This is a genomic window from Kitasatospora sp. NPDC004272, assembly GCF_053603035.1.
In genome coordinates this window covers 21,955-40,944 of record NZ_JBSGET010000072.1, presented here as the reverse complement: position 1 = coordinate 40,944, position 18,990 = coordinate 21,955, and the positions used below count along the sequence as shown (strand labels likewise).

General features: G+C 74.3%; 17 protein-coding genes and 2 pseudogenes. 14 read left to right on the top strand and 5 right to left on the bottom strand.

Translation table 11 applies throughout. From position 1 onward, the window contains the following. Positions 1-159 precede the first annotated feature (159 nt). From ACWEO5_RS22335 to ACWEO5_RS22325, 3 genes are read left to right on the top strand one after another with little or no spacing between them, the layout of a single operon-like run. Entirely contained in the window at positions 160-1,188 is a 1,029-nt protein-coding gene (locus tag ACWEO5_RS22335; RefSeq protein WP_452164048.1) for a Rieske 2Fe-2S domain-containing protein, read from the top strand. Beyond that, complete coding sequence (locus ACWEO5_RS22330; RefSeq protein WP_452164047.1) at positions 1,185-1,361, top strand: hypothetical protein; 177 nt, start codon at positions 1,185-1,187, stop codon at positions 1,359-1,361. Before ACWEO5_RS22335 ends, ACWEO5_RS22330 begins: the two co-directional genes overlap by 4 nt. Then, positions 1,358-2,314: a PDR/VanB family oxidoreductase gene (locus tag ACWEO5_RS22325; protein ID WP_452164046.1), complete on the top strand. Its 957-nt coding sequence runs from the start codon at positions 1,358-1,360 to the stop codon at positions 2,312-2,314. Before ACWEO5_RS22330 ends, ACWEO5_RS22325 begins: the two co-directional genes overlap by 4 nt. 4 nt (positions 2,315-2,318) lie before the next feature. Here ACWEO5_RS22325 and ACWEO5_RS22320 read toward each other — a convergent pair whose 3' ends face one another. Beyond that, positions 2,319-3,131 carry a PaaX family transcriptional regulator gene (locus ACWEO5_RS22320; RefSeq protein WP_344555948.1) on the bottom strand — a complete coding sequence of 271 codons (813 nt, stop codon included), beginning with the start codon at positions 3,129-3,131 and terminating at the stop codon, positions 2,319-2,321. Positions 3,132-3,255: 124 nt separating this feature from the next. Between ACWEO5_RS22320 and ACWEO5_RS22315 the strand changes: the two genes are divergently transcribed. The 6 genes from ACWEO5_RS22315 (at position 3,256) to ACWEO5_RS22290 (ending at position 10,930) form a co-directional block, all read left to right on the top strand. Then, positions 3,256-4,158, top strand: a complete 903-nt coding sequence (locus tag ACWEO5_RS22315) for an SDR family NAD(P)-dependent oxidoreductase (RefSeq protein ID WP_452164045.1) — start codon at positions 3,256-3,258, stop codon at positions 4,156-4,158. A gap of 14 nt (positions 4,159-4,172) precedes the next feature. Further along, positions 4,173-5,066: an amidohydrolase family protein gene (locus tag ACWEO5_RS22310; protein WP_452164044.1), complete on the top strand. Its 894-nt coding sequence runs from the start codon at positions 4,173-4,175 to the stop codon at positions 5,064-5,066. 21 nt (positions 5,067-5,087) lie between these two features. After that, positions 5,088-6,587, top strand: coding sequence for an acyl-CoA synthetase (locus ACWEO5_RS22305; RefSeq protein WP_452164043.1), 1,500 nt, complete (start codon positions 5,088-5,090; stop codon positions 6,585-6,587). Between the two features lie 71 nt (positions 6,588-6,658). Next, positions 6,659-7,114, top strand: coding sequence for a MaoC family dehydratase (locus tag ACWEO5_RS22300; RefSeq protein ID WP_452164042.1), 456 nt, complete (start codon positions 6,659-6,661; stop codon positions 7,112-7,114). Positions 7,115-7,473: 359 nt separating this feature from the next. Beyond that, complete coding sequence (locus ACWEO5_RS22295) at positions 7,474-9,045, top strand: MFS transporter (RefSeq protein WP_452164041.1); 1,572 nt, start codon at positions 7,474-7,476, stop codon at positions 9,043-9,045. A 511-nt stretch (positions 9,046-9,556) separates the two neighbouring features. Beyond that, positions 9,557-10,930 (top strand): alpha/beta hydrolase, encoded by a 1,374-nt coding sequence (locus tag ACWEO5_RS22290; protein ID WP_452164040.1) that lies wholly within the window; start codon positions 9,557-9,559, stop codon positions 10,928-10,930. A gap of 104 nt (positions 10,931-11,034) precedes the next feature. Here the strand turns inward: ACWEO5_RS22290 and ACWEO5_RS22285 are convergent, their stop codons facing one another. After that, positions 11,035-11,712: a type III effector protein gene (locus ACWEO5_RS22285; RefSeq protein WP_452164039.1), complete on the bottom strand. Its 678-nt coding sequence runs from the start codon at positions 11,710-11,712 to the stop codon at positions 11,035-11,037. 111 nt (positions 11,713-11,823) lie between these two features. On the opposite strand from ACWEO5_RS22285, the gene ACWEO5_RS22280 reads away from it, so the two are divergent. The 4 genes and pseudogenes from ACWEO5_RS22280 (at position 11,824) to ACWEO5_RS22265 (ending at position 13,168) form a co-directional block, all read left to right on the top strand. Next, positions 11,824-12,258, top strand: coding sequence for an Hsp20/alpha crystallin family protein (locus ACWEO5_RS22280; RefSeq protein ID WP_452164038.1), 435 nt, complete (start codon positions 11,824-11,826; stop codon positions 12,256-12,258). A 105-nt stretch (positions 12,259-12,363) separates the two neighbouring features. After that, positions 12,364-12,690 carry an STAS domain-containing protein gene (locus ACWEO5_RS22275; RefSeq protein WP_452164037.1) on the top strand — a complete coding sequence of 109 codons (327 nt, stop codon included), beginning with the start codon at positions 12,364-12,366 and terminating at the stop codon, positions 12,688-12,690. Between the two features lie 63 nt (positions 12,691-12,753). Next, positions 12,754-12,900 (top strand): annotated as a pseudogene (locus ACWEO5_RS22270) (DUF2267 domain-containing protein); the annotation flags it as partial. A gap of 22 nt (positions 12,901-12,922) precedes the next feature. Beyond that, the gene (locus tag ACWEO5_RS22265) at positions 12,923-13,168 is read left to right on the top strand and encodes a hypothetical protein (RefSeq protein ID WP_452164036.1); all 246 of its coding nucleotides are present in this window, start codon (positions 12,923-12,925) and stop codon (positions 13,166-13,168) included. A 26-nt stretch (positions 13,169-13,194) separates the two neighbouring features. Here ACWEO5_RS22265 and ACWEO5_RS22260 read toward each other — a convergent pair. The 3 genes and pseudogenes from ACWEO5_RS22260 to ACWEO5_RS22250 form a co-directional block, all read right to left on the bottom strand. Beyond that, positions 13,195-13,410, bottom strand: a pseudogene (locus tag ACWEO5_RS22260) (aldo/keto reductase); the annotation flags it as partial. Between the two features lie 44 nt (positions 13,411-13,454). After that, positions 13,455-16,160: a beta-L-arabinofuranosidase domain-containing protein gene (locus tag ACWEO5_RS22255; protein WP_452164035.1), complete on the bottom strand. Its 2,706-nt coding sequence runs from the start codon at positions 16,158-16,160 to the stop codon at positions 13,455-13,457. Positions 16,161-16,461: 301 nt separating this feature from the next. Further along, complete coding sequence (locus ACWEO5_RS22250; RefSeq protein WP_452164034.1) at positions 16,462-17,493, bottom strand: LacI family DNA-binding transcriptional regulator; 1,032 nt, start codon at positions 17,491-17,493, stop codon at positions 16,462-16,464. Between the two features lie 464 nt (positions 17,494-17,957). Here ACWEO5_RS22250 and ACWEO5_RS22245 point away from each other — a divergent pair, with 464 nt between their 5' ends. Beyond that, positions 17,958-18,941 (top strand): ABC transporter substrate-binding protein, encoded by a 984-nt coding sequence (locus ACWEO5_RS22245; protein WP_452164033.1) that lies wholly within the window; start codon positions 17,958-17,960, stop codon positions 18,939-18,941. Positions 18,942-18,990: the final 49 nt, after the last annotated feature.

Sequence of the window (18,990 nt, the reverse complement as noted above, 5' to 3'; positions counted from 1 at the left end):
CCCCGGCGGCGGGCCGCGCGGTGGTGGACCGGGCAGCGCGTCGGGCGGCGGTCCGGGCGGTGCCTTTCGCCTGACGGAAGTCCCGTTGTCGGTCCGCGGGGGGCGCTGGGAGCCTCGTCGCATCCCGCTGAAACCCCACCCGAGCCAGGGACGGCCCCCATGACACAGTTCGCCCGCAACCAGTGGTACGTCGCCGCGTACACGACCGAGGTCGGCGACGACCTGCTCGGCCGCACGATCCTCGGCGAGCCCGTGGTGCTCTACCGCTCGCGGGAGGACGGCCGGGCGATCGCGCTGGCGGACCGCTGCGTGCACCGCCGCTTCCCGCTCTCCGAGAGCCGCCGCGAGGGCGACACCGTCATGTGCGGCTACCACGGCTTCACCTACGACCGGGCCGGCGCCTGCGTGTCCGTCCCCGGCCAGACCCGGGTGCCGCGCACCGCGCGGGTCGCGTCCTACCCCGTCGTCGAGCAGGACTCGCTGGTGTGGATCTGGGTGGGCGACCCGGCCGCCGCCGACGCCTCCCGCGTCCCGCGCGCCCCGCACCTGGTCGACCCGGCGATGACCACCGTGCGCGGCATGGAGCCGATCGACGCCGACTACGGCCTGCTGGTGGACAACCTGCTCGACCTCTCGCACGAGACGTACCTGCACGGCGGCTACATCGGCACCCCCGAGGTGGCCGCCACCCCGATCACCACCGAGGTGGACGAGGAGGCCGGTGTCGTCCGGGTCTCGCGGCACATGGCCGACGCCGAGTGCCCGCCGTTCTACGCCCGCTCCACCGGCATCGAGGGCCGGATCAGCCGGCTCCAGGACATCGAGTACTCCGCCCCCTGCCTGTACCTGCTGCACAGCCGGATCACCCCGGTCGGGCAGTCCGCGCCCGTCTTCCGCACCGAGATCACCTACGCGATCACCCCGTCCGCACCCGGCAAGGTCTACGACTTCTGGGCCGTCTCGCGGGACTTCGCGGTCGGCGACGAGGAGGTCACCGCGTTCCTGCGGGACTTCAACCACACCGTGGTGATGCAGGACGTGGACGCCCTCAACCTGCTCCAGCGCGCCCTGGACACCGAGCCCGGCCCCTACCAGGAGCTCAGCATCAACATCGACACCGGCGCGCTGGCCGCCCGCCGGATCCTCGCCGCACTGGCCGCCGCGGGCACCGGCCGGGCCGACGCGTGAGCGCCGCCCCCGAACGCCGGGTGTACCGCGTCGACTGGCTGCCCGGCGGCGACGTGCTGGACGCCCGCTGCTTCTGCGGCGCGCGCTCCACCCAGCCGGACCCGGTCACGGTGTGGGCCTGGCTGCTCGACCACCCCCGGCACGCCGCCCCGCCGGAAGGAGAACGGCCGTGACCGCGCCCGAACCGACCCTGGACCTGGTCGTCATCGGCCGCCGGGACGAGGCCGAGGGCGTCGTCTCGCTCACCCTGGCCCGCCCCGACGGCGGCCCGCTGCCCGGCTGGACGCCCGGCGCCCACCTCGACCTGCTGCTCGGCGGCGGGCTGGAACGCCAGTACTCGCTGTGCGGCGACCCGGCCGAGAGCGCCGCCTGGACCGTCGCCGTGCTGCGCGAGGCCGGCGGGCGCGGCGGCTCGGTCCGCGTCCACGACACGCTCCACCTGGGCGCGGCCGTCCGGGCGCGGGGCCCGCGCAACCACTTCGCGCTGCTGCCCGCCCCGCGGTACCTGTTCGTCGCGGGCGGCATCGGGATCACCCCGCTGGTGCCGATGCTCGCCGCGGCCGAGGCGGCCGGCGCCGACTGGAGCCTGCTCTACGCCGGCCGCTCCCGCTCCTCGATGGCCTTCGCCGGGCAGCTCGCCGACCGCTACGGGCCGCGCGTCCTGCTCCACCCCCGGGACGAGGCGGGCCGACCCGACCTGGCCGCCCACCTCGACGCGCTGGACGAACGGGCCGAGGTCTACTGCTGCGGCCCCCGCCCGCTGCTGGAGGCCGTCGAACGGCACCGCGAGCGCACCGGCCGCCCGCCCGCCCGGGTCGAGCGGTTCCAGCCGCGCGAGCCGGCCGGGGCCGGGCCGGACCGGGCCTTCACCGTGGTGCTGGCCCGGTCCGGGCTCACCCTGACCGTCCCGGCGGACGCCTCGGTGCTCGACACCGTGCGGGGCGCGGGCGTCGAGGTCCTCTACTCCTGCGAGCAGGGCACCTGCGGGACGTGCGAGACCGACGTCCTGGACGGGCGCCCCGAGCACCGGGACGCGCTGCTCACCGAGGCGGAGCGGGCGGAGTCGGCCAGCATGATGGTCTGCGTCTCGCGCTGCCTGGGGGAGCGGCTCGTGCTCGACCTGTGAGCGCTCACCCGGTGCGCAGGACGTCCATCAGCCGGGCGGCCTCCTGGCCCGCGGCGGCGGCGACCTGCCGGGCGATGGTGCGGAACAGCTCCTCGGCCCGGATCGCCGGCCAGTCGGCCGGGAGGTGCTCGGCGGGCAAGTGGGGATCCCGCCGGACGAGCTCCAGCCAGTCGGTGTGGAGGAGGAGTTGGCGGCTCAGGGGGTCGTCGGGTTCGGTCGCGGGGCCGCTCCAGCGGGCCAGGAACGCGCGGTAGCCGGCGGCGATGGCCTCGGTGTCGAAGGCGGACTCCACCACCTGCGCGACCTCGGTCGGCGCCAGCACCGTGCCCCGGAAGACCCGCAGGTGGGCGTCGAGGTCGAGGTCGCCGAGCAGCGCGGCGACGTCCACCTCGCCCGGCGCCACCCACAGGCCGTTCTGCAGCGGCCCGAAGCCGCCCCAGGTCAGCCGGGAGCGCAGGTCGTGGCGCTGGCGGCGCCACGCCTCCGGGAGGGAGAACCCGACCAGGGTCCACTGCCCCCGCCAGTGCCGGTTGACCGCCCCGGTGCTCCAGACCCGGTCGTGGCCGTCCTGGAGGACGGAGACGGCCCTGGAGGTGAGGCCGAAGTACATCTTGCGCCCCTGCCGGTGCCGGTCGAGCAGCCCGCGGTTGACCATCCGGGTCAGCGTGGAGCGCACCGCCTCCTCGGTGACGCCGACCCGCTCGAAGATCTCGATGACGCAGCCGGAGGACAGGGCCGCGTCCCGCCCCAGGACGTGGACGCCGAAGAAGGTGAGCATCAGGGACTGCGGGCGGGGTGCGGGGTCGAGGTCGATCACGGGCCCAGCCTAGGACCCCGGACCGGGCCGGGGGACCGGGGACCACAATATTTGGCAATATCTTGACGGCTAACACGAACCTGCCTAAGTTGAGGCCGGTTCCACCCCACGAAGGAGAAGCCCCATGGATCTGAACGGCAAGGTCGCCGTGGTCACCGGCAGCGGTCGCGGCCTCGGACTCGCCTACGCCAAGGCGCTCGCCGCCGCCGGCGCGGCGGTCGTCGTCAACGACGTGGACGCCGAGGCCGCCGCCGGCGCGGTGAAGGAGATCGAGGCGGCCGGCGGCCGGGCGGTCGCCGAGGTCGGCGCGGTCGGCTCCGCGGAGACCGCCGAGGCGCTGGTCGCGCGGGCCGTCGACGCGTTCGGACGGCTGGACGTGATGGTCACCAACGCCGGCGTCCTGCGCGACCGGGTGCTGTGGAAGATGTCCGACGAGGACTTCGACACCGTCCTCCAGGTCCACCTGCGCGGCACCTTCACCTGCGTGCGCGCCGCCGTGGCGCGGATGCGCGAGCAGGGCGAGGGCGGGCGCGTCATCGTCGCCGGCTCCCCGGCGGGCCAGCGCGGCAACTTCGGCCAGACCAACTACGCCGCCGCCAAGGCCGGGATCGCCGCCATGGTCCGCACCTGGGCGATGGAGCTGGCCAAGGCGGGCATCACCGCCAACGCGGTCATCCCGGTCGCCGCCACCGCGATGACCAGGACCATCCCCGCCTTCGCCCCGCACGTCGACGCGCTGGAGCAGCACGGCACGCCGCTGCCGGACGGCCTGCGCAAGGGCGAGGGCTTCGGCACCCCCGAGGACGTCGCCCCCCTGGTCACCTACCTCGCCTCCGACGCCGCCGCGGCCGTCACCGGCCAGTGCATCGGCATCGGCGGCGACAAGCTGGCGCTGTGGTCGCACCCGCAGGAGGTCTCGGTCGCCTACGCGGACGGCGGCTGGAGCGCCGACGCGATCGCCGCGGCCTGGCCCGTCTCGGTCGGACGGGTGCCCGAGACCTACGGCATCCCCGCCCCGCGGATCTGAGCGGCGGCCGCCCGATGACCCCCCAGCAGCCCGCCCTGCGGCTCGACGAACTCGTCGCCATCGACGTCCACACCCACGCGGAGGTCTCGGAGAGCGGCCGGGGCTCGCTCTCCGAGGAGCTCGACGCCGCGGCCGGCGACTACTTCCACGCCGAGCACCGCCGACCGACCCTGCCGGAGATCGCCGCCCACTACCGCGAGCGGAAGATGGCCTGCGTGGTCTTCACCGTGGACGCGGAGGCCGCCACCGGCACCCCGGCCGTCCCCAACGAGGAAGTGGCCGAGGCCGCCCGCCGCAACCCCGACGTGATCATCCCGTTCGCCAGCATCGACCCGCACAAGGGCCGGGCCGGGGCCCGCCGGGTGCGCCGCCTGGTCGAGGAGCACGGCGTCCGCGGCTTCAAGTTCCACCCCAACGTGCAGGCGTTCTTCCCGAACGACCGGCTCGCCTACCCGCTGTACGAGGCGATCGAGGAGGCCGGCGCCATCGCGGTCTTCCACACCGGGCAGACCGGCATCGGCGCCGGCGCGCCCGGCGGCGGCGGCATCCGGCTGAAGTACTCCGACCCGATGCTGGTGGACGACGTCGCCGCGGACTTCCCCGGCATGCCGATCGTCCTGGCCCACCCGTCCTTCCCCTGGCAGGACGAGGCGCTGGCGGTGGCCACCCACAAGCCGCAGGTGTACATCGACCTGTCCGGCTGGTCGCCGAAGTACTTCCCGCCGCAGCTGGTGAAGTACGCCAACAGCCTGCTCCAGGACAAGGTCCTGTTCGGCTCCGACTACCCGCTCATCAGCCCCGACCGCTGGCTGGCCGACTTCGCGCAGCTGCCGATCAAGGACGAGGTGCGGCCGAAGATCCTCAAGCAGAACGCCGCCCGCCTGCTCGGCCTCGACAAGCAGCAGTGACGCAGACGAAGGAGTCCCGCGTTGCACAACGACGGCATCGGTTCCTGGCCCGCCCGCCGGGCCCGTAAGACCCCGCACCGCACCGCCCTGGTCCACGAGGGGCGCACCACCAGCTACGCCGAACTGCACCGCAGGACCGGCCGGCTGGCCCGGCTCCTGCGCCGGCGGGGGGTGCGCCGCGGCGACCGGGTCGCCTTCCTCGGCCCCAACCACCCCGCCTTCCTCGAAACGCTGTTCGCCGCAGGGCAGTTGGGCGCGGTGTTCGTCCCGCTCAACACCCGGCTGACCGCGCCCGAGCTGCGCTACCAGCTCCGCGACAGCGGCAGCTCCCTCCTGCTGGCGGTCCGTCAGGACGCCGCCCTGCTGGCGGAGCTGTCCCGGGACACCGAGGTGTGGGCGGCCGAGGGGGCGGAGTTCGAGGCGCTGCTCGCGGACGCACCCGGGGAGCCGCCGGACCTGCCGGTGGCCCACGACGACCCGTGCATGATCATGTACACCTCGGGGACCACCGGCCGCCCCAAGGGCGCCCTGCTCACCCACGGCAACATCGTCTGGAACAGCCTCAACGTGGTGGTCGACACCGACCTCGCCGGCGACGAGGTCACCCTGGTCAGCGCACCCCTGTTCCACACCGCCGCGCTCAACATGACCTGCCTGCCGACCCTGCTCAAGGGCGGCACCGCCGTCCTGGAGTCCGGCTTCGACGCCGAGCGCACCCTCGTGCTGATCCGGGAACTCGGGGTCACCTGCCTGTTCGGCGTCCCGGCCATGTACGACGCGATCGCCCAGGCGCCCGGCTGGGCCGGGGCCGACCTGAGCGGCCTGCGCACCCTGATGTGCGGCGGCGCGCCCGTGCCCGCCCGCACCATCCGCACCTACCTCGACCGCGGCCTGGCGTTCGTCCAGGGCTACGGCATGACCGAGGCCGCGCCCGGCGTGCTGCTGCTCGACCGGGCGGACGCCCTGGAGCACGCCGGCAGCGCCGGCGTGCCGCACTTCTTCACCGACGTCCGCCTGCTCGACCCGGCCGGCGAGGAGGTCGGCCCGGGCGAACCCGGCGAGGTGGTGGTCGGCGGCCCCAATGTCACCCCCGGCTACTGGGGGCTGCCGCAGGAGACCGCGAGCGCCTACCACGACGGCCGGTGGTTCCGCTCCGGCGACGTGGCCGTCCGGGACGAGGACGGCTACGTCCGGCTGGTCGACCGCCTCAAGGACATGATCATCTCCGGCGGGGAGAACATCTACCCCGCCGAGGTGGAGGACGCCCTGCTCGAACACCCCGCCGTCGCCGAGTGCGCCGTGTTCGGCGTCCCCGACGAGAAGTGGGGCGAGGTGGGCCGGGCCGTCGTGGTGCTGCGCCCCGGCGCCACCGCCAGCGCCGAGGAGGTCCTCGCCCACCTCGACGGCCGGCTGGCCCGCTACAAGATCCCCAAGTCCGTCCGCTTCACCGACGCGCTGCCCCGCAGCGGCGCGGGCAAGCTCCTCAAGGGGCCGCTCCGCACCGCCCACGGGCGCGCCTGACCCGCTCCCCGCGCGCCCCCGCGCGGGGGCCGCTCCCCGCGCGCTCGGCGCGCCACCAGGAAGGACCCCACGTGCCCCGCACCGTCCACGGCCTCACCGACCTGCTCGCCCTCGACGGCACCGACCTCGGCCACAGCCAGTGGCTGGAGATCGCCCAGGACCGGGTGAACACCTTCGCCGACGCCACCGGCGACCACCAGTGGATCCACACCGATCCCGAACGCGCCGCCGCCGGCCCGTTCGGCGCCCCGATCGCCCACGGCTACCTGACGCTCTCGCTGCTCATCCCGCTGTGGAGCGAGCTGCTCCAGGTCGAGGGCGTCGCGATGGCCGTCAACTACGGCCTCAACAAGGTCCGCTTCCCGTCCCCGGTCAAGGTCGGCGCCAAGATCCGCGCCCACGGGGCGATCGCCTCGGTCGCAGAGGTGAAGGGCGGCGCCGAGGTGACCGTCGACCTGACCGTCGAGATCGACGGTGTGGCCAAGCCCGCCGTCGTGGCCCAGGCCGTCTACCGCTTCTACGTCTGAGCACTGCTGCTACGCCTGAGCGCTGCTTCCGCGCCTGAGCGCTGCTGCTACGCCTGAGCACTGCTTCCCCGCCCGAGCACCGCTTCCGCGCCCGAGTACCGCCGCGGTGCCCGGGTGCTGCCCGAACGGCGTGCGTGCGTGCGGCGGACGGCAGCCAATCCTGTGCAGATTATTGACGGCCGACAAAGAGTAGCCCTACATTCGCCGCACGGCCGGTACCCCGCCCCCTCGCCGCCCACCCGGGCCGGCCCCACCCCCGGTGCCCCGCCGTCCCCCTCGTGCGAACGCCGACGTCCGGCCCCGGCCCCCGTCCGGGCCCACCGGACCCCGCCCGCGCCCTCCCCCCAGGAGAAGCACCCATGTCCACCTCCACCCGTCCGTCCGCGCCCACCGCCCAGGGCAGACCAACCCTGCGGCGCGGCACCCTGGTCGCCGGCCTGCTCGCCGTCTGCACGGCCCAGATCGGCCTGGCCATCCCGGCCACCCTCAACGGCCTCTTCCAGAGCCAACTGAACCCCGTCGGCTCGCAGTTGACCTGGATCTCGGACGCCTTCCTGCTGCCGGTCGCGGTGCTGGAGCTGACCTTCGGCCTGCTCGGCGACCTGCTCGGCCGCAAGCGGCTGCTGGTCGGCGGAGCCGCGCTGCTGGCCGTCGGCGAGATCGTCAGCACCACCGCCGACGGCATCCACCAGCTCTGGGTCGGCCAGGCCCTGGCCGGCCTCGGAGCCGCCGCGCTCTTCCCGACCTCGCTGGCGATCCTCGCCGCCGGCGCGGCCTCCACCGCCCAGCGGGCCAAGGTCGTCGCGCTGTGGGCCGCCCTGCTCTCCTCCGGAGGCTTCGTCGCCCCGCTGATCGGCGGCATCACCGCCACCTACGGCTCCTGGCGCTGGGCCTTCGTCGTCGTCACCCTGATCGGCGCGGCCAGCGCCCTGACCAGCGCCCTCTGCGCCGACGACTCGCGCGCCCCCGAAGGCCGCTCGCTCGACCTACCGGGCCAACTCACCATCGGCGTCGGCCTGTTCGCCCTGCTCTACGCGATCATCCAGGGCCCCGAGGACGGCTGGACCGCCGCCCCCGTGCTGATCGCCCTCGCCCTCGCCGTGCTCGGCCTGGTCGGCTTCGTGGCCGCCGAACTGCGCTCCTCCTCCCCGCTGCTGCGCCTGGACCTGTTCCGCAACCGCTCCTTCGCGGTCGCCTCCGTCATCACCGTGGTCGGCATGTTCAGCTTCCTCGGCACCGCCTACTCGGTCAGCATCCGCCTCGGCCCCGTCCAGGAACTGCCCCCCATGCGGACCGCCCTGGCCTTCCTGCTGCTCAACGGCATCGCCCTGGCCATGCTGCCGGTCACCCACCGGCTGCTGAACGCGGTGGCGCCGCGCCTGCTGCTCGGCTCCGGCCTGCTGCTGATCGCGGCCGGCAACTACTGGGCGGCCGCCCTGCCGGTCGACGACCACTCCTTCCTCCCGCTGATCGCGCCGCTCGCCCTAGTCGGCCTCGGCTTCGCCGTGACCGTCTCCTCCGTCACCGCCACTGCCGTCACCACCGTGCCCCCGCACCTGGCCGGCATGGCCAGCGCCACCACCAACCTGCTGCGCGACTTCGGCTTCACCCTGGGCCCCGCCGTGATCGGCGCGATCGCCCTCAGCCGGGCCGGCCACCACTTCACCACCGCCCTCGGCACCTCCGACCTGCCCGCCCCGCTCAAGGGCGCGGGCGCCGCGATCCTGGAGGAGGGTGGCCCGCTGGCCGTCAACGGCGCCTCGAACGCGCCCAAGCTCGCCGCCCTGCACCCGATCGCCGAGAACGCCCTCGGCGCCGGCTACTCGGTCGGCTTCGTGGTCTGCGGCTGCGCCGCGCTCTTCGCCGCCGTCCTCGCCCTGCTGGCCCTGCGCGGCCGGGCCGCGGACGGGGAGCCGGTACCCGTCCACTGAAGCACCACCCGCCCCGGCGACCGGTGACCACCGGCCTCCGGCGGCGGCTGCCGGTCACCGGCCTCCGGCGGCCGAGAACCGGCTTCGGCGGTTGGGGAGCAGCCCCGGGCAGTCGGGAGACCTCGGCGGTCGGGGAGCAGGCCCGGCGGTTGACGGTCACCAGCCTTCGATGGCCGACCACCGGCCGGGGAGCAGCCCCGGGCAGTCGGGAGACCTCGGCGGTCGGGGAGCAGGCCCGGCGGTTGACGGCCACCAGCCTCCGGCGGCCGGTGAGGTGACCACCGACCACCGGCCCCGGCGGCCGACCACCGGCCCCGGCCACCGGGAAGCAGTCCCGGTAGCAGCGACCAGCGCGCCGACGGCGAGCCGCGAGGCCGTCGGTGCGCTCCGCGGCCCGGCTACCGCCCTCCAACGGGTGGCAGCCGGGGCCCCCTCGACCCGCGGTAAGAGAACGGCCCCGTCCCCGCGGCGCGCCCGCGCCGCCGACCCACCCACCGTGTTGGAGCCCCTGATGACCCGATCGCCCCGCCGGGCGCTGGCCGCCCTGTGCGCCGCCACCGCGCTCGCCCTCACCGCCCCGCTCGCCGCCACCGCCCCGGCCGCCGCCGCCACCACCACCGCCACCGCCACCGCCCACTACAGCGGCACCCTGGCGGACGGCGCGACCTGGATCGCCGACAAGCCCGCCCGGTGGAACGGCGTCCTGCTGCTGTTCAGCCACGGCTTCGGCGCGCTCACCGCCGCCAACGCCCCCTCCGACGCCGTCAAGGACCGGCTGCTCGCCGAGGGCTACGCCCTGGCCGGCTCCTCCTACGACCCGAACGGGTCGGCCTGGGCCCTGCGCTCCGCCGAGCGGGACCAGTTCGCCACCGTCACCGCGTTCGGCGACACCGCCGGCCGGCCCGCCCACGTCGTCTCCGTCGGGCTCTCGATGGGCGGCCTGGTCAACGCCCAGATCGCCCGCGACGGCGCCGGTCGCATCGACGGCGCGCTGAACCTGTGCGGGCTCGTCGCCGGCGGCGTCGACCTGGAGGACTACCAGCTCGACGCCGAGTACGCCCTGGCCTGGTTCTTCGACCGCGCCGACCTGCCGAACCTGGTCGACCTGTCCGATCCGGACGCCGCCTCCGCGCTGGCCAACCGGCTCTCCACCGCCGTCGACGCCGCCCAGCGGACCCCCGCCGGACGGGCCAGGATCTCCCTCGCCGCCGCCTACCTCAACCAGTCGGCCTGGGCCCCGGGCCAGACCCCGCCCGCCCCCACCGACTACGCCGGCCAGGAGTACCAGCAGTACCAGTGGCTCCAGCAGGGCCTGCTGTACTTCATCGTCCCCGGCCGCTACGCCGTCGAGCAGTCCGCGGGCGGCAACCCCTCCTCCACCGAGGGCGTGGACTACACCGCCCTGCTCGACAAGTCCTGGCACGCCGACGAGGTCCGCGCCCTGTACGCCGCGGCGGGCCTCGACCCGAAGGCGGACACCGCCGCGCTCACCGCCCACGCCGACATCACCGGCTCCGCCGCCGCCCGGGCGAACCTGACCGCCAGCTCCACCGTCACCTCGCTCAACGTCCCGATGCTGTCCCTCCACACCACCTCCGACCAGCTCGTGCCGGTCGAGCAGGAGAACGCCTACGCGGCGCGGATCCGGGCCGCGGGCGACAACGGCCTGCTGCGGCAGGCGTTCGTCGCCCGGCAGGGGCACTGCAACTTCACCACCGCCGAGATCGTGGCCGGCCTGCACGCCCTGGAGCAGCGCCTGGTCACCGGCTCCTGGAGCAACGCCGCCACTCCCGGGTCCCTCCAGGAGCGCGCCACCGCGCTCCACCTGGACGGCGCCGCCTTCGTCGACTGGAAGCCCTCCGCGCTGTCCGGCGTCCGCCGCTGACCCGGCCCCCGCCCCCGAGCACCCGTCGGCCCACCGGCCGGCGGGCGCCCGGGCGTCCGGGGGCTCGGGTGTTCAGGAGCTTGAGGACTTGAGAAGTCGGGTGCTCAGGCGCGGCGCCGGTTGCTGGCGGCGCGGAGGTGGCCGGTGCGGTCGGCGAGGGCGTCGAGGCGGGTGGCCAGTTCCGCCTGGTCGCCGCACAGGTGGGGGCGCAGCTCGGTGAGCGGGGCGAGCAGGTCGGCCGCGTCCGCCGTCCCGAGGGCGGCGGTGAGGACCTCCTGGGCCGGGCGGGCGTCGGGGCCGAGCCCGGCCGCGCTGAGCTGGGCGGCCAGCACGCGCAGCTCGGCGGCGTGGTCGCGGGCCCAGGCCGAGACGGCCCGGTCGGCGGCCCGGTGGTCACGCACCGCCTTGACGCGCTCCGCGCCCGTCCCCGGAGCGCCCTCCCCGGCGCGGCGCAGCCGCAGGTAGCGGTTCTCGGCGGCCTGGCGGCTGGCCACCCCCATCGGGTGGGCGAGGTCGGCCCAGGTGGCGCCGCCCGCGCGGGCGCTCTCCACCAGCCCGGCCTCCCAGCCCGCGAGTCGGGCCCGCAGCTCGCGCAGCAGCAGCAGGGCGGCCAGGGCCGGCGCCGGGTCGTCCCGCCGCTCCTGCTGCTCCCGGGGCCCGGGCGCACCGGCGCGGTGGACGGCTTCCTCGATGGCGGCCAGCGCCGCGACGGCGGCGACCGGCGAGACCGGCTGGCCGGCCCCGCTGAGGGGGGTGTCGGATGGCGTCGGCTTGTCATTCATGACGTCATCCTAATGACGACACCTTTGCTTTGTCATCGGATGGACGACGTGCTACAACGGTTCCAGGTGATGTGCACCGGCACCCTTTGATCCCACAGGAGGTGTTTCGCGATGCTGCTGCGCACCGACCCGTTCCGCGAACTCGACCGTCTCACCCAGCAGTTCACGGGTGCGAACGGCACCTGGTCGCGTCCGGCCCCGATGCCCCTGGACGCCTACCGGGCCGGCGACGAGTACGTGATCCACTTCGACCTGCCGGGAGTCGACCCGGACGCGATCGACGTCGACGTCGAACGGAACATGCTGACCGTCAAGGCCGAGCGCCGCCCCCGCCTGCGGACCGAGGACGTCAAGTGGGAGCTCTCGGAGCGCCCCCTCGGCGTCTTCTCCCGCCAGGTGATGCTCTCCGACACCCTCGACCCCGGGGGCATCACCGCGGACTACGACCAGGGCGTACTGACGCTCCGCATCCCGGTCGCGGAGAAGGCCAAGCCCCGCAAGGTCGCCGTCGGCCACAGCGGGACGCGCAAGCAGATCCGCGCCTGACCCCGGCCCGGGCCCCGCCGACCGCAGGCACCGCCCGCGGACACCGCGGGGCCCGGCCGACCGCCGACCGAACGAACAGCGAACGGTCCCGTGCCGCAACGAACGGTGACCACCCCCCTGGTGCGGACCCACGGCGAGATCGACGCCGACACCGCCCCCCGCCTGCGCCGCCAACTCCTGCGCGGGCTGGCCGCGCACCCCGAAGCGGTGCTCGACCTCTCCGACGCCACGTTCACGGACTGCACGGGGCTGCGCGTCCTGGGCGAGGCCCGGACGGTCGCCGCCCGGAAGGGCGGCCACCTGGTCCTGCGCAGCGTCGGCACCCCCGTCGCCCGGCTGCTCCGCCTCACCGGCCTGGAGTCCCTCGCCGACCCGCCCCCGCCCTCGTCCCGCCCGTCCCGTCCGCCCCACGCCGAGCGGCGGACGCCTTGATCCTCCGCCCCCGCCACCCCGCCGCCGCGCGCACTGCGGCGGCCGCCCAGGAAGGCCCCACCGATGACCCGGCACCGCCGCCTCGTCCAGCAGGTCCGCGCCACGGGCCGCTACCCCAGCGACGAGGAAGCCGAACGCGTCCTGACCGCGGTCCTGAGCCGGCTCGGCGCCCAGCTCGACGGGGACGAGCGCTGCGCCCTGGCCGCAGCCCTGCCCCCCCTCCCTCCGCCGGGTGTTCGCCGACCAGATCCCGCTGCCCGCCCCCGTCAGCGCCCCGGCCTTCGTGGAGGCGCTCGCCGCCACCCTCGCCACCAGCCTGGCCGCCGCCCGCTGGGACGCCTCCTCCGTGCTGACCGCCCTGGCCGACCTCGCCGGCCCCGACCTCGCCGGCCCCGACCTCGCCGACCGCCTGCCGGCCCGGCTCCCGCGCGGCTACGCCCTGCTGTTCGGCCGCGCCGACCTGGCCGCTGCGGCCTGAACCACGACCTGAACCACGGACGCGCCCGGCCTGGCGGCCCGGGCCCCGGCGAGGTGGTGGGGGCGGACGTTGGACAGGCCCAGGTGGCGGATCAGCCCGGCCTCGCGCAGTTCGGCGAGCGCGCCGAAGCGCTCGGCGATCGAACCGGCTCCGACGACGCGCAGGTTCACCACGTCGAGGTGGTCGCGGCCGAGCCGGCGCAGGTTCTCCTCGACCTGGCCGCGCAACTGCCCGGTGGCAGCTACGTCCCCGACTTCCTCACCCCGGCCCCCGGCGTGCCGGTGCGTCAGACGAACCGCCACAGGTGGTCGCCGGTGCCGTTGTCGTCCCAGAGCACGACCTGCGCACCCTGCGCGGTGGACGCCCCGGAGACGCCGAGCACCCGGCCGCTGACCGCGGACTGCAGGCGGAAGGAGTCGCCGCCGCCGTGCCGCAGCAGCCAGCGGTGGTCGGCGCCCCCGTTGTCGGCCCACTGGACGATCCGGGAGCCGTTGGCCGTGCCGCCGCCCTCCACGGCGAGCACCTTGCCGCTGTTGGCGTTGCGCAGCCGCAGGTACCCGCCGGAGTCGACCACCGCGCTCCACAGGTGGTCGGCGGTGCCGTTGTCGCCCCACTGGACCACCAGAGCGCCGTCGGCGGTCGACATGCCCGACACCCCGAGCACCAGCCCGCTGGCCACGTTCTGGATCCGCCGGGTGCCGGTCGGGACGAACCACCACCGGCTGGTGGCCGCTGAGGTGTCCGGGGCCTGCACGGCGAACGCCCCCTGCGCGGTGGAGCCGCCCGCGAGGCCCAGCAGCTTGCCGCTGTTGACGTTGCGCAGGCCGTGCGCGCCGTCGGCCGTCGCGACCACCGTCCAGCGGTGGTCGGCCGTGCCGTTGTCCGCCCACTGCAGCACGGCGGCGCCGTCGGCCGTGGACATGTTCTGCACGCCCAGCACCTTGCCGCTGTTGGCGTTGCGCAGGCGCAGCGCGCCGCCGTCCACCACCAGGCCCCAGTCGTGGTCGGCGGTGCCGCTGTCGGCCCACTGCAGGGCGGCCGCGCCGTCCGCGGTGGACATGTCCTGCACGCCCAGCACCAGCCCGCTGCCCGCGTTGAGCAGGCGGAACCCGGAGCCGCTCCGGGTGCTCCAGTAGACGGTGTAGTTGAAGCCCTGCGCGTCGTGGAACGGGCCGAGGTTCACCGGCGCGCCGTCGGCGGTCGCGGTGAAGGCGAGGCCGGTGGTGCCGCTGCGGGTGATCGACCGCGGGTCCAGCACCGGGAGCGCGCCGAGCGTCGCGCTGCCGTAGTTCCCGCACAGCACGACCGGGCCGTAGGTGACCGCGGCGACGTCCGGGTCGTCGTCGGCGGCGGCGAGCGCGACACGCATGGGCAGCTTGACGGTCACCGTGTCGCCGGAGGCCCAGGCGCGGGTGAGGACGGCGTAACTTCCGGGCGTGGCAGCGGTGTTCTGCACGGTGCCGTTGACGCTGAGGGTGGCGCCGGAGGCCCAGGACGGGATGCGGACGCGCATCGACCAGGTGTCGCCGGTGGTGCCGGTGACCTTCAGCACGGTGGTGTCCTCGGCGGGGAACGCGGTGGTCTGGGTGACCGTCAGGCCGCGCTCGGTCCAGTTGAGGACGGTGGGCACGAACAGGTTCACGATCAGGGTGGTGCCGTCGCGGAAGTAGACCGAGTCCGCCAGCTTGGTGTTGGACTCCACGCCGGTGCCCTGGCAGCACCAGAACGAGTCGTAGTCGGTGCTCCAGGTGCCCCCGCCCCAGGCCGGGCCGACGCCGCGGCGGGCGCCGGGCTTCAGCGGGGTGAAATAGGTGACGTGCCCGTGCGGGTCGGCGGGGTTCTGCGCGCCGACCACGTGGTTGAGCAGCGTGCGCTCGTAGAAGTCGAAGTAGCCGGCCCGGGCCGGGTCCAGCAGCCAGAGCTCGCGGGTGAGCTTGAGCATGTTGTACGAGTTGCACAGCTCGCAGTTGTCGTTGGTCAACTGGGAGGCGATCGCGTGCGGGGCGCGGAAGTGCTCGGCCTGGCTGTTCCCGCCGATGGCGTAGCTGTGCGCGGTGGTGCAGAAGGTCCAGGCGTTCGCGGCGATGTCGTGGTAGCGGGCCGTCCCGGCGGCCAGGTACTCGCGGGCGGCGCCGATCCACTTGGGCACCTGGGTGTTGGCGTGCAGGCCGTTCAGCTGGTCCTGGCCCGCCGCCAGCGGGTCGAACACGGCGGCGTGGTCGAAGCGCTGGGCGACCGCCAGCCAGCGGGCGTCGCCGGTGTGCAGGTGCAGGTCGGCCAGCACCTCGTTCATCCCGCCGAACTCGGTGCCCAGCTGCGCCTGCTGCTGCGCCTGGGTCAGCCGGCCGGTGCGCTGGTCGATCCAGCCGGCCATGGCCAGCAGCACGTCGCGGGCCTGGGTGCTGCCGAGCAGCCGCCACACGTCGAGCAGCCCGGCCATGGTCTTGTGGACGCAGTAGTACGGGACGTTGCCGTTCTTGAGCGTCCCCGCCTCCAACTGGGCGAAGTCGCTTTCGGGGAAGCCCGAGAGGTAGCCGGGGGAGAACCCGGCCGCGCCGTTGTTGGCCTGGCACTTGGCCAGTTCGGCGACCATGTAGAGGGCCTTGTCCCGGCAGGTGGTGTCGCCCGTCCCGGCGTGGGCCTGGGCCCAGGCGCTGAGGAAGTGCCCCTGCACGTGGGTGCGGAACGGGAACGAGGGGGCGTCCCAACCCCCGTTCTGCGTCGCGGCGTTGGTGGACAGGCGGTGGTTGGAGCGGAAGTTGTACAGCAGGCGGTCGACGTCGACGAAGCGCAGGTACGCCAAGGTGCGGTCCTGGTTGTCGCGCAACCGGCCCGCGGTGAGCCGGACCTGGCCGAGGTCGAACGGCCGGGTCGAGGAGGTGACGGCCGCGGCGGCCGCGGCGCTCGGTGCGGCCAGGCCGACGGCGGGGGCCAGGGCGAGGACGCCGGTCGCCTTGAGCAGGCTGCGGCGGTCCATGGGGGAGGGAGACATCGCGGATCTGGTCCTTCCGGGTGGGGGAGGGAGCCGGGGCGGGGGATCTCGTGGGCGCCCATAGCTGGCTTGCACGCCTGGATTTCGGCGTTGTTAGCGCTAACAAGCCGTTATATCCCGCGCCTCGCGGCTCGTCCAGGGGTCCGACCGCACGGTGACGCAGCGTCAGCCGGGCGAGTCCGTGGTGTATCCGCCCGGACCGGCGACCGGCAACTGTGCTGCGCGGCGTCCGAGTTCGCCGAACTCCTGCTCGGCCGCGCCGCCACTCGTCCTCCGGTCCGGATGGTGGCCCGTGGTGTGCTCAGCCGCGCTTCGCCGGACCGGTGCTGCGGCGCAGGACCAGCTCGGGGGCGATCTGCACCCGGGTGACCGGGTGCCCGGTGCCGCCGAGTTCGGCCACCAGCAGTTCCAGGGCGCGGCGGCCGAGTTCGCCGAAGTCCTGCCGGACGGTGGTGAGCGGCGGGATGAAGTAGGCGGCCTCGGGGATGTCGTCGAAGCCGACCACGCTGAGGTCGCCGGGCACCGGGCGGCCGGTCTCGTGCAGGGCGCGCAGCAGCCCCAGGGCCATGTGGTCGTTGGCGCAGAAGACGGCGGTGACGTCGTCCAGCCGGGAGATCCGCTGCCCCGCCTCGTAGCCGGAGCGGGCGCTCCAGTCGCCGACCACCACGGCCGGCACCCGGGCGCCGGCGGCGGCCAGGGCCAGGCGCCAGCCCTCCTGGCGGTCCTGGCTCTCCAGCCAGCCGGGCGGGCCCGCCAAGTGGTGGACGGTGCGGTGGCCGAGGTCGAGCAGTTGCCGGGTGGCGGCCTCCGCGCCGGAGCGGTTGTCGACGGTGACGGTCGGGATGCTGGAGCGGGCGCCGGAGCCGACCGCCACCACCGGCACCGAACTGGAGAGCTTGGCGACGGCGCTGACCGCCGAGGTCTGCGGCGCGACCACCACGACCCCCTCGACGCCCTGGTCGCGCAGCCGGTCCACGGCCTCCTGGACGGAGCGGCTGTCCAGGGCGCGCAGGCTGGCGACGCTGACGAAGTACCCGGCGCTGCGGGCCGCGCGCTCGATGCCGTCCAGCATCGAGGCGGGCCCGTACAGGGTGGATTCGAAGCTGACCACGCCGAGGGTCTGCGAGCGGCGGGTGACCAGGGCGCGGGCCGCCGAGTTGGGCCGGTAGTCGAGTTCGCGGATGGCGGCGAGCACCCGGTCTCGGGTGCCGGGGCGGACGTGCGGGGCGCCGTTGAGGACGCGTGACACCGTCTGGTGGGAGACCCCGGCCAGTTTCGCGACGTCCGCCATCACGGGCTGCCGGGCCTCCGGGCCGGCCGTTTCGGTCCCCAACGTTCCACTCCTCACCGACCGCGAAGGCGGGCCGGGCGCGGCCGGTCCGCCCCGTGCGGTGCGGGGGGAGCGGTGCTGACGTCACGCGCCGGTGCCCCGGAATCGTACCCGCTGTTTCTGTTAGCGCTCACAACGCGGTGGAAATCCGGCCGCCGGAGCGTGCGGCGCCCCGACCTGCGGAAAGGGGCGCGCGGTCGCTCCGACGTGGTGCGAGGGGTGGTCAAGATTGGGTAACGGGCGGTGACTTGGGTTGTCGGCTTCGAATGTGAGCGCTAACAATCTCCCTCAAGCGAAACGGCGCCGCCACACCGCGTTCACCCGGACGAGACGGAGCGCCTTCCCCTGCCGCGCCCCGGTCCGGTCGTCTCGCCCCCCGTACGCCCCCGTACGTCCCTGCACCCCCCCGTGAGCGCCGGGCGGCCCCGCCGTCCGTGCGATCGACGATCCCGAGAGGAACTTCCCCCATGTCCAAGAGAGCTGCGGCGGCCCTGGTCGCCGGCGCGATGGTCGCCGTCCTCACCGCCTGTGGTTCCGGTGGCGGTTCGGGCTCCGCCGACAAGGGTTCCGGCCACAAGCTCACCATCGGCTTCTCCCAGGTCGGTGCCGAGAGCGGCTGGCGCACCGCCAACACCAAGTCGATCCAGGACGCGGCGAAGAAGGCCGGTGTCACCCTCAAGTTCTCCGACGCGCAGCAGAAGCAGGAGAACCAGATCAAGGCGATCCGCTCGTTCATCCAGCAGAAGGTCGACGTGATCGCCTTCTCGCCGGTGGTCGAGTCGGGCTGGGACACCGTCCTCAAGGAGGCCAAGGCGGCGCACATCCCGGTCATCCTGACCGACCGCGCGGTCGACTCCAAGGACGAGTCGCTGTACGTCTCCTTCCTCGGCTCCGACTTCGTCGAGGAGGGCAAGAAGGCCGGCGACTGGCTGGTCAAGGAGTACGCGGCCACCAGCGGCGAGGTGAACATCGTCCAACTGGAGGGCACCACCGGCTCCGCGCCCGCCAACGACCGCAAGTCCGGCTTCGCGGACGCCATCAAGGGCGAGCCGAAGTTCAAGGTCGTGGCCTCGCAGACCGGCGACTTCACCCGCGCCAAGGGCAAGGAGGTCATGCAGGCCTTCCTGAAGTCCCAGCCGAAGATCGACGTGCTGTACGCGCACAACGACGACATGGCGCTCGGCGCGATCCAGGCGATCGAGGAGGCCGGCAAGAAGCCCGGCACCGACATCAAGATCGTCTCCGTCGACGGCGTCAAGGACGCCTTCACCGCGATGAGCCAGGGCAAGATCAACTACGACGTCGAGTGCAACCCGCTGCTCGGCGACCAGCTGATGGAACTGGCCAAGAAGGTCAAGGCCGGCGAGACCATCGAGCGCCGGATCAAGACCGAGGAGAGCACCTTCACCCCCGAGCAGGCCACCGCGGCCCTGCCCAACCGCCAGTACTGACCCACCCCGTCCGGAGGGGGCCGCCGCGCGGCGGCCCCCGCCCGGAAGA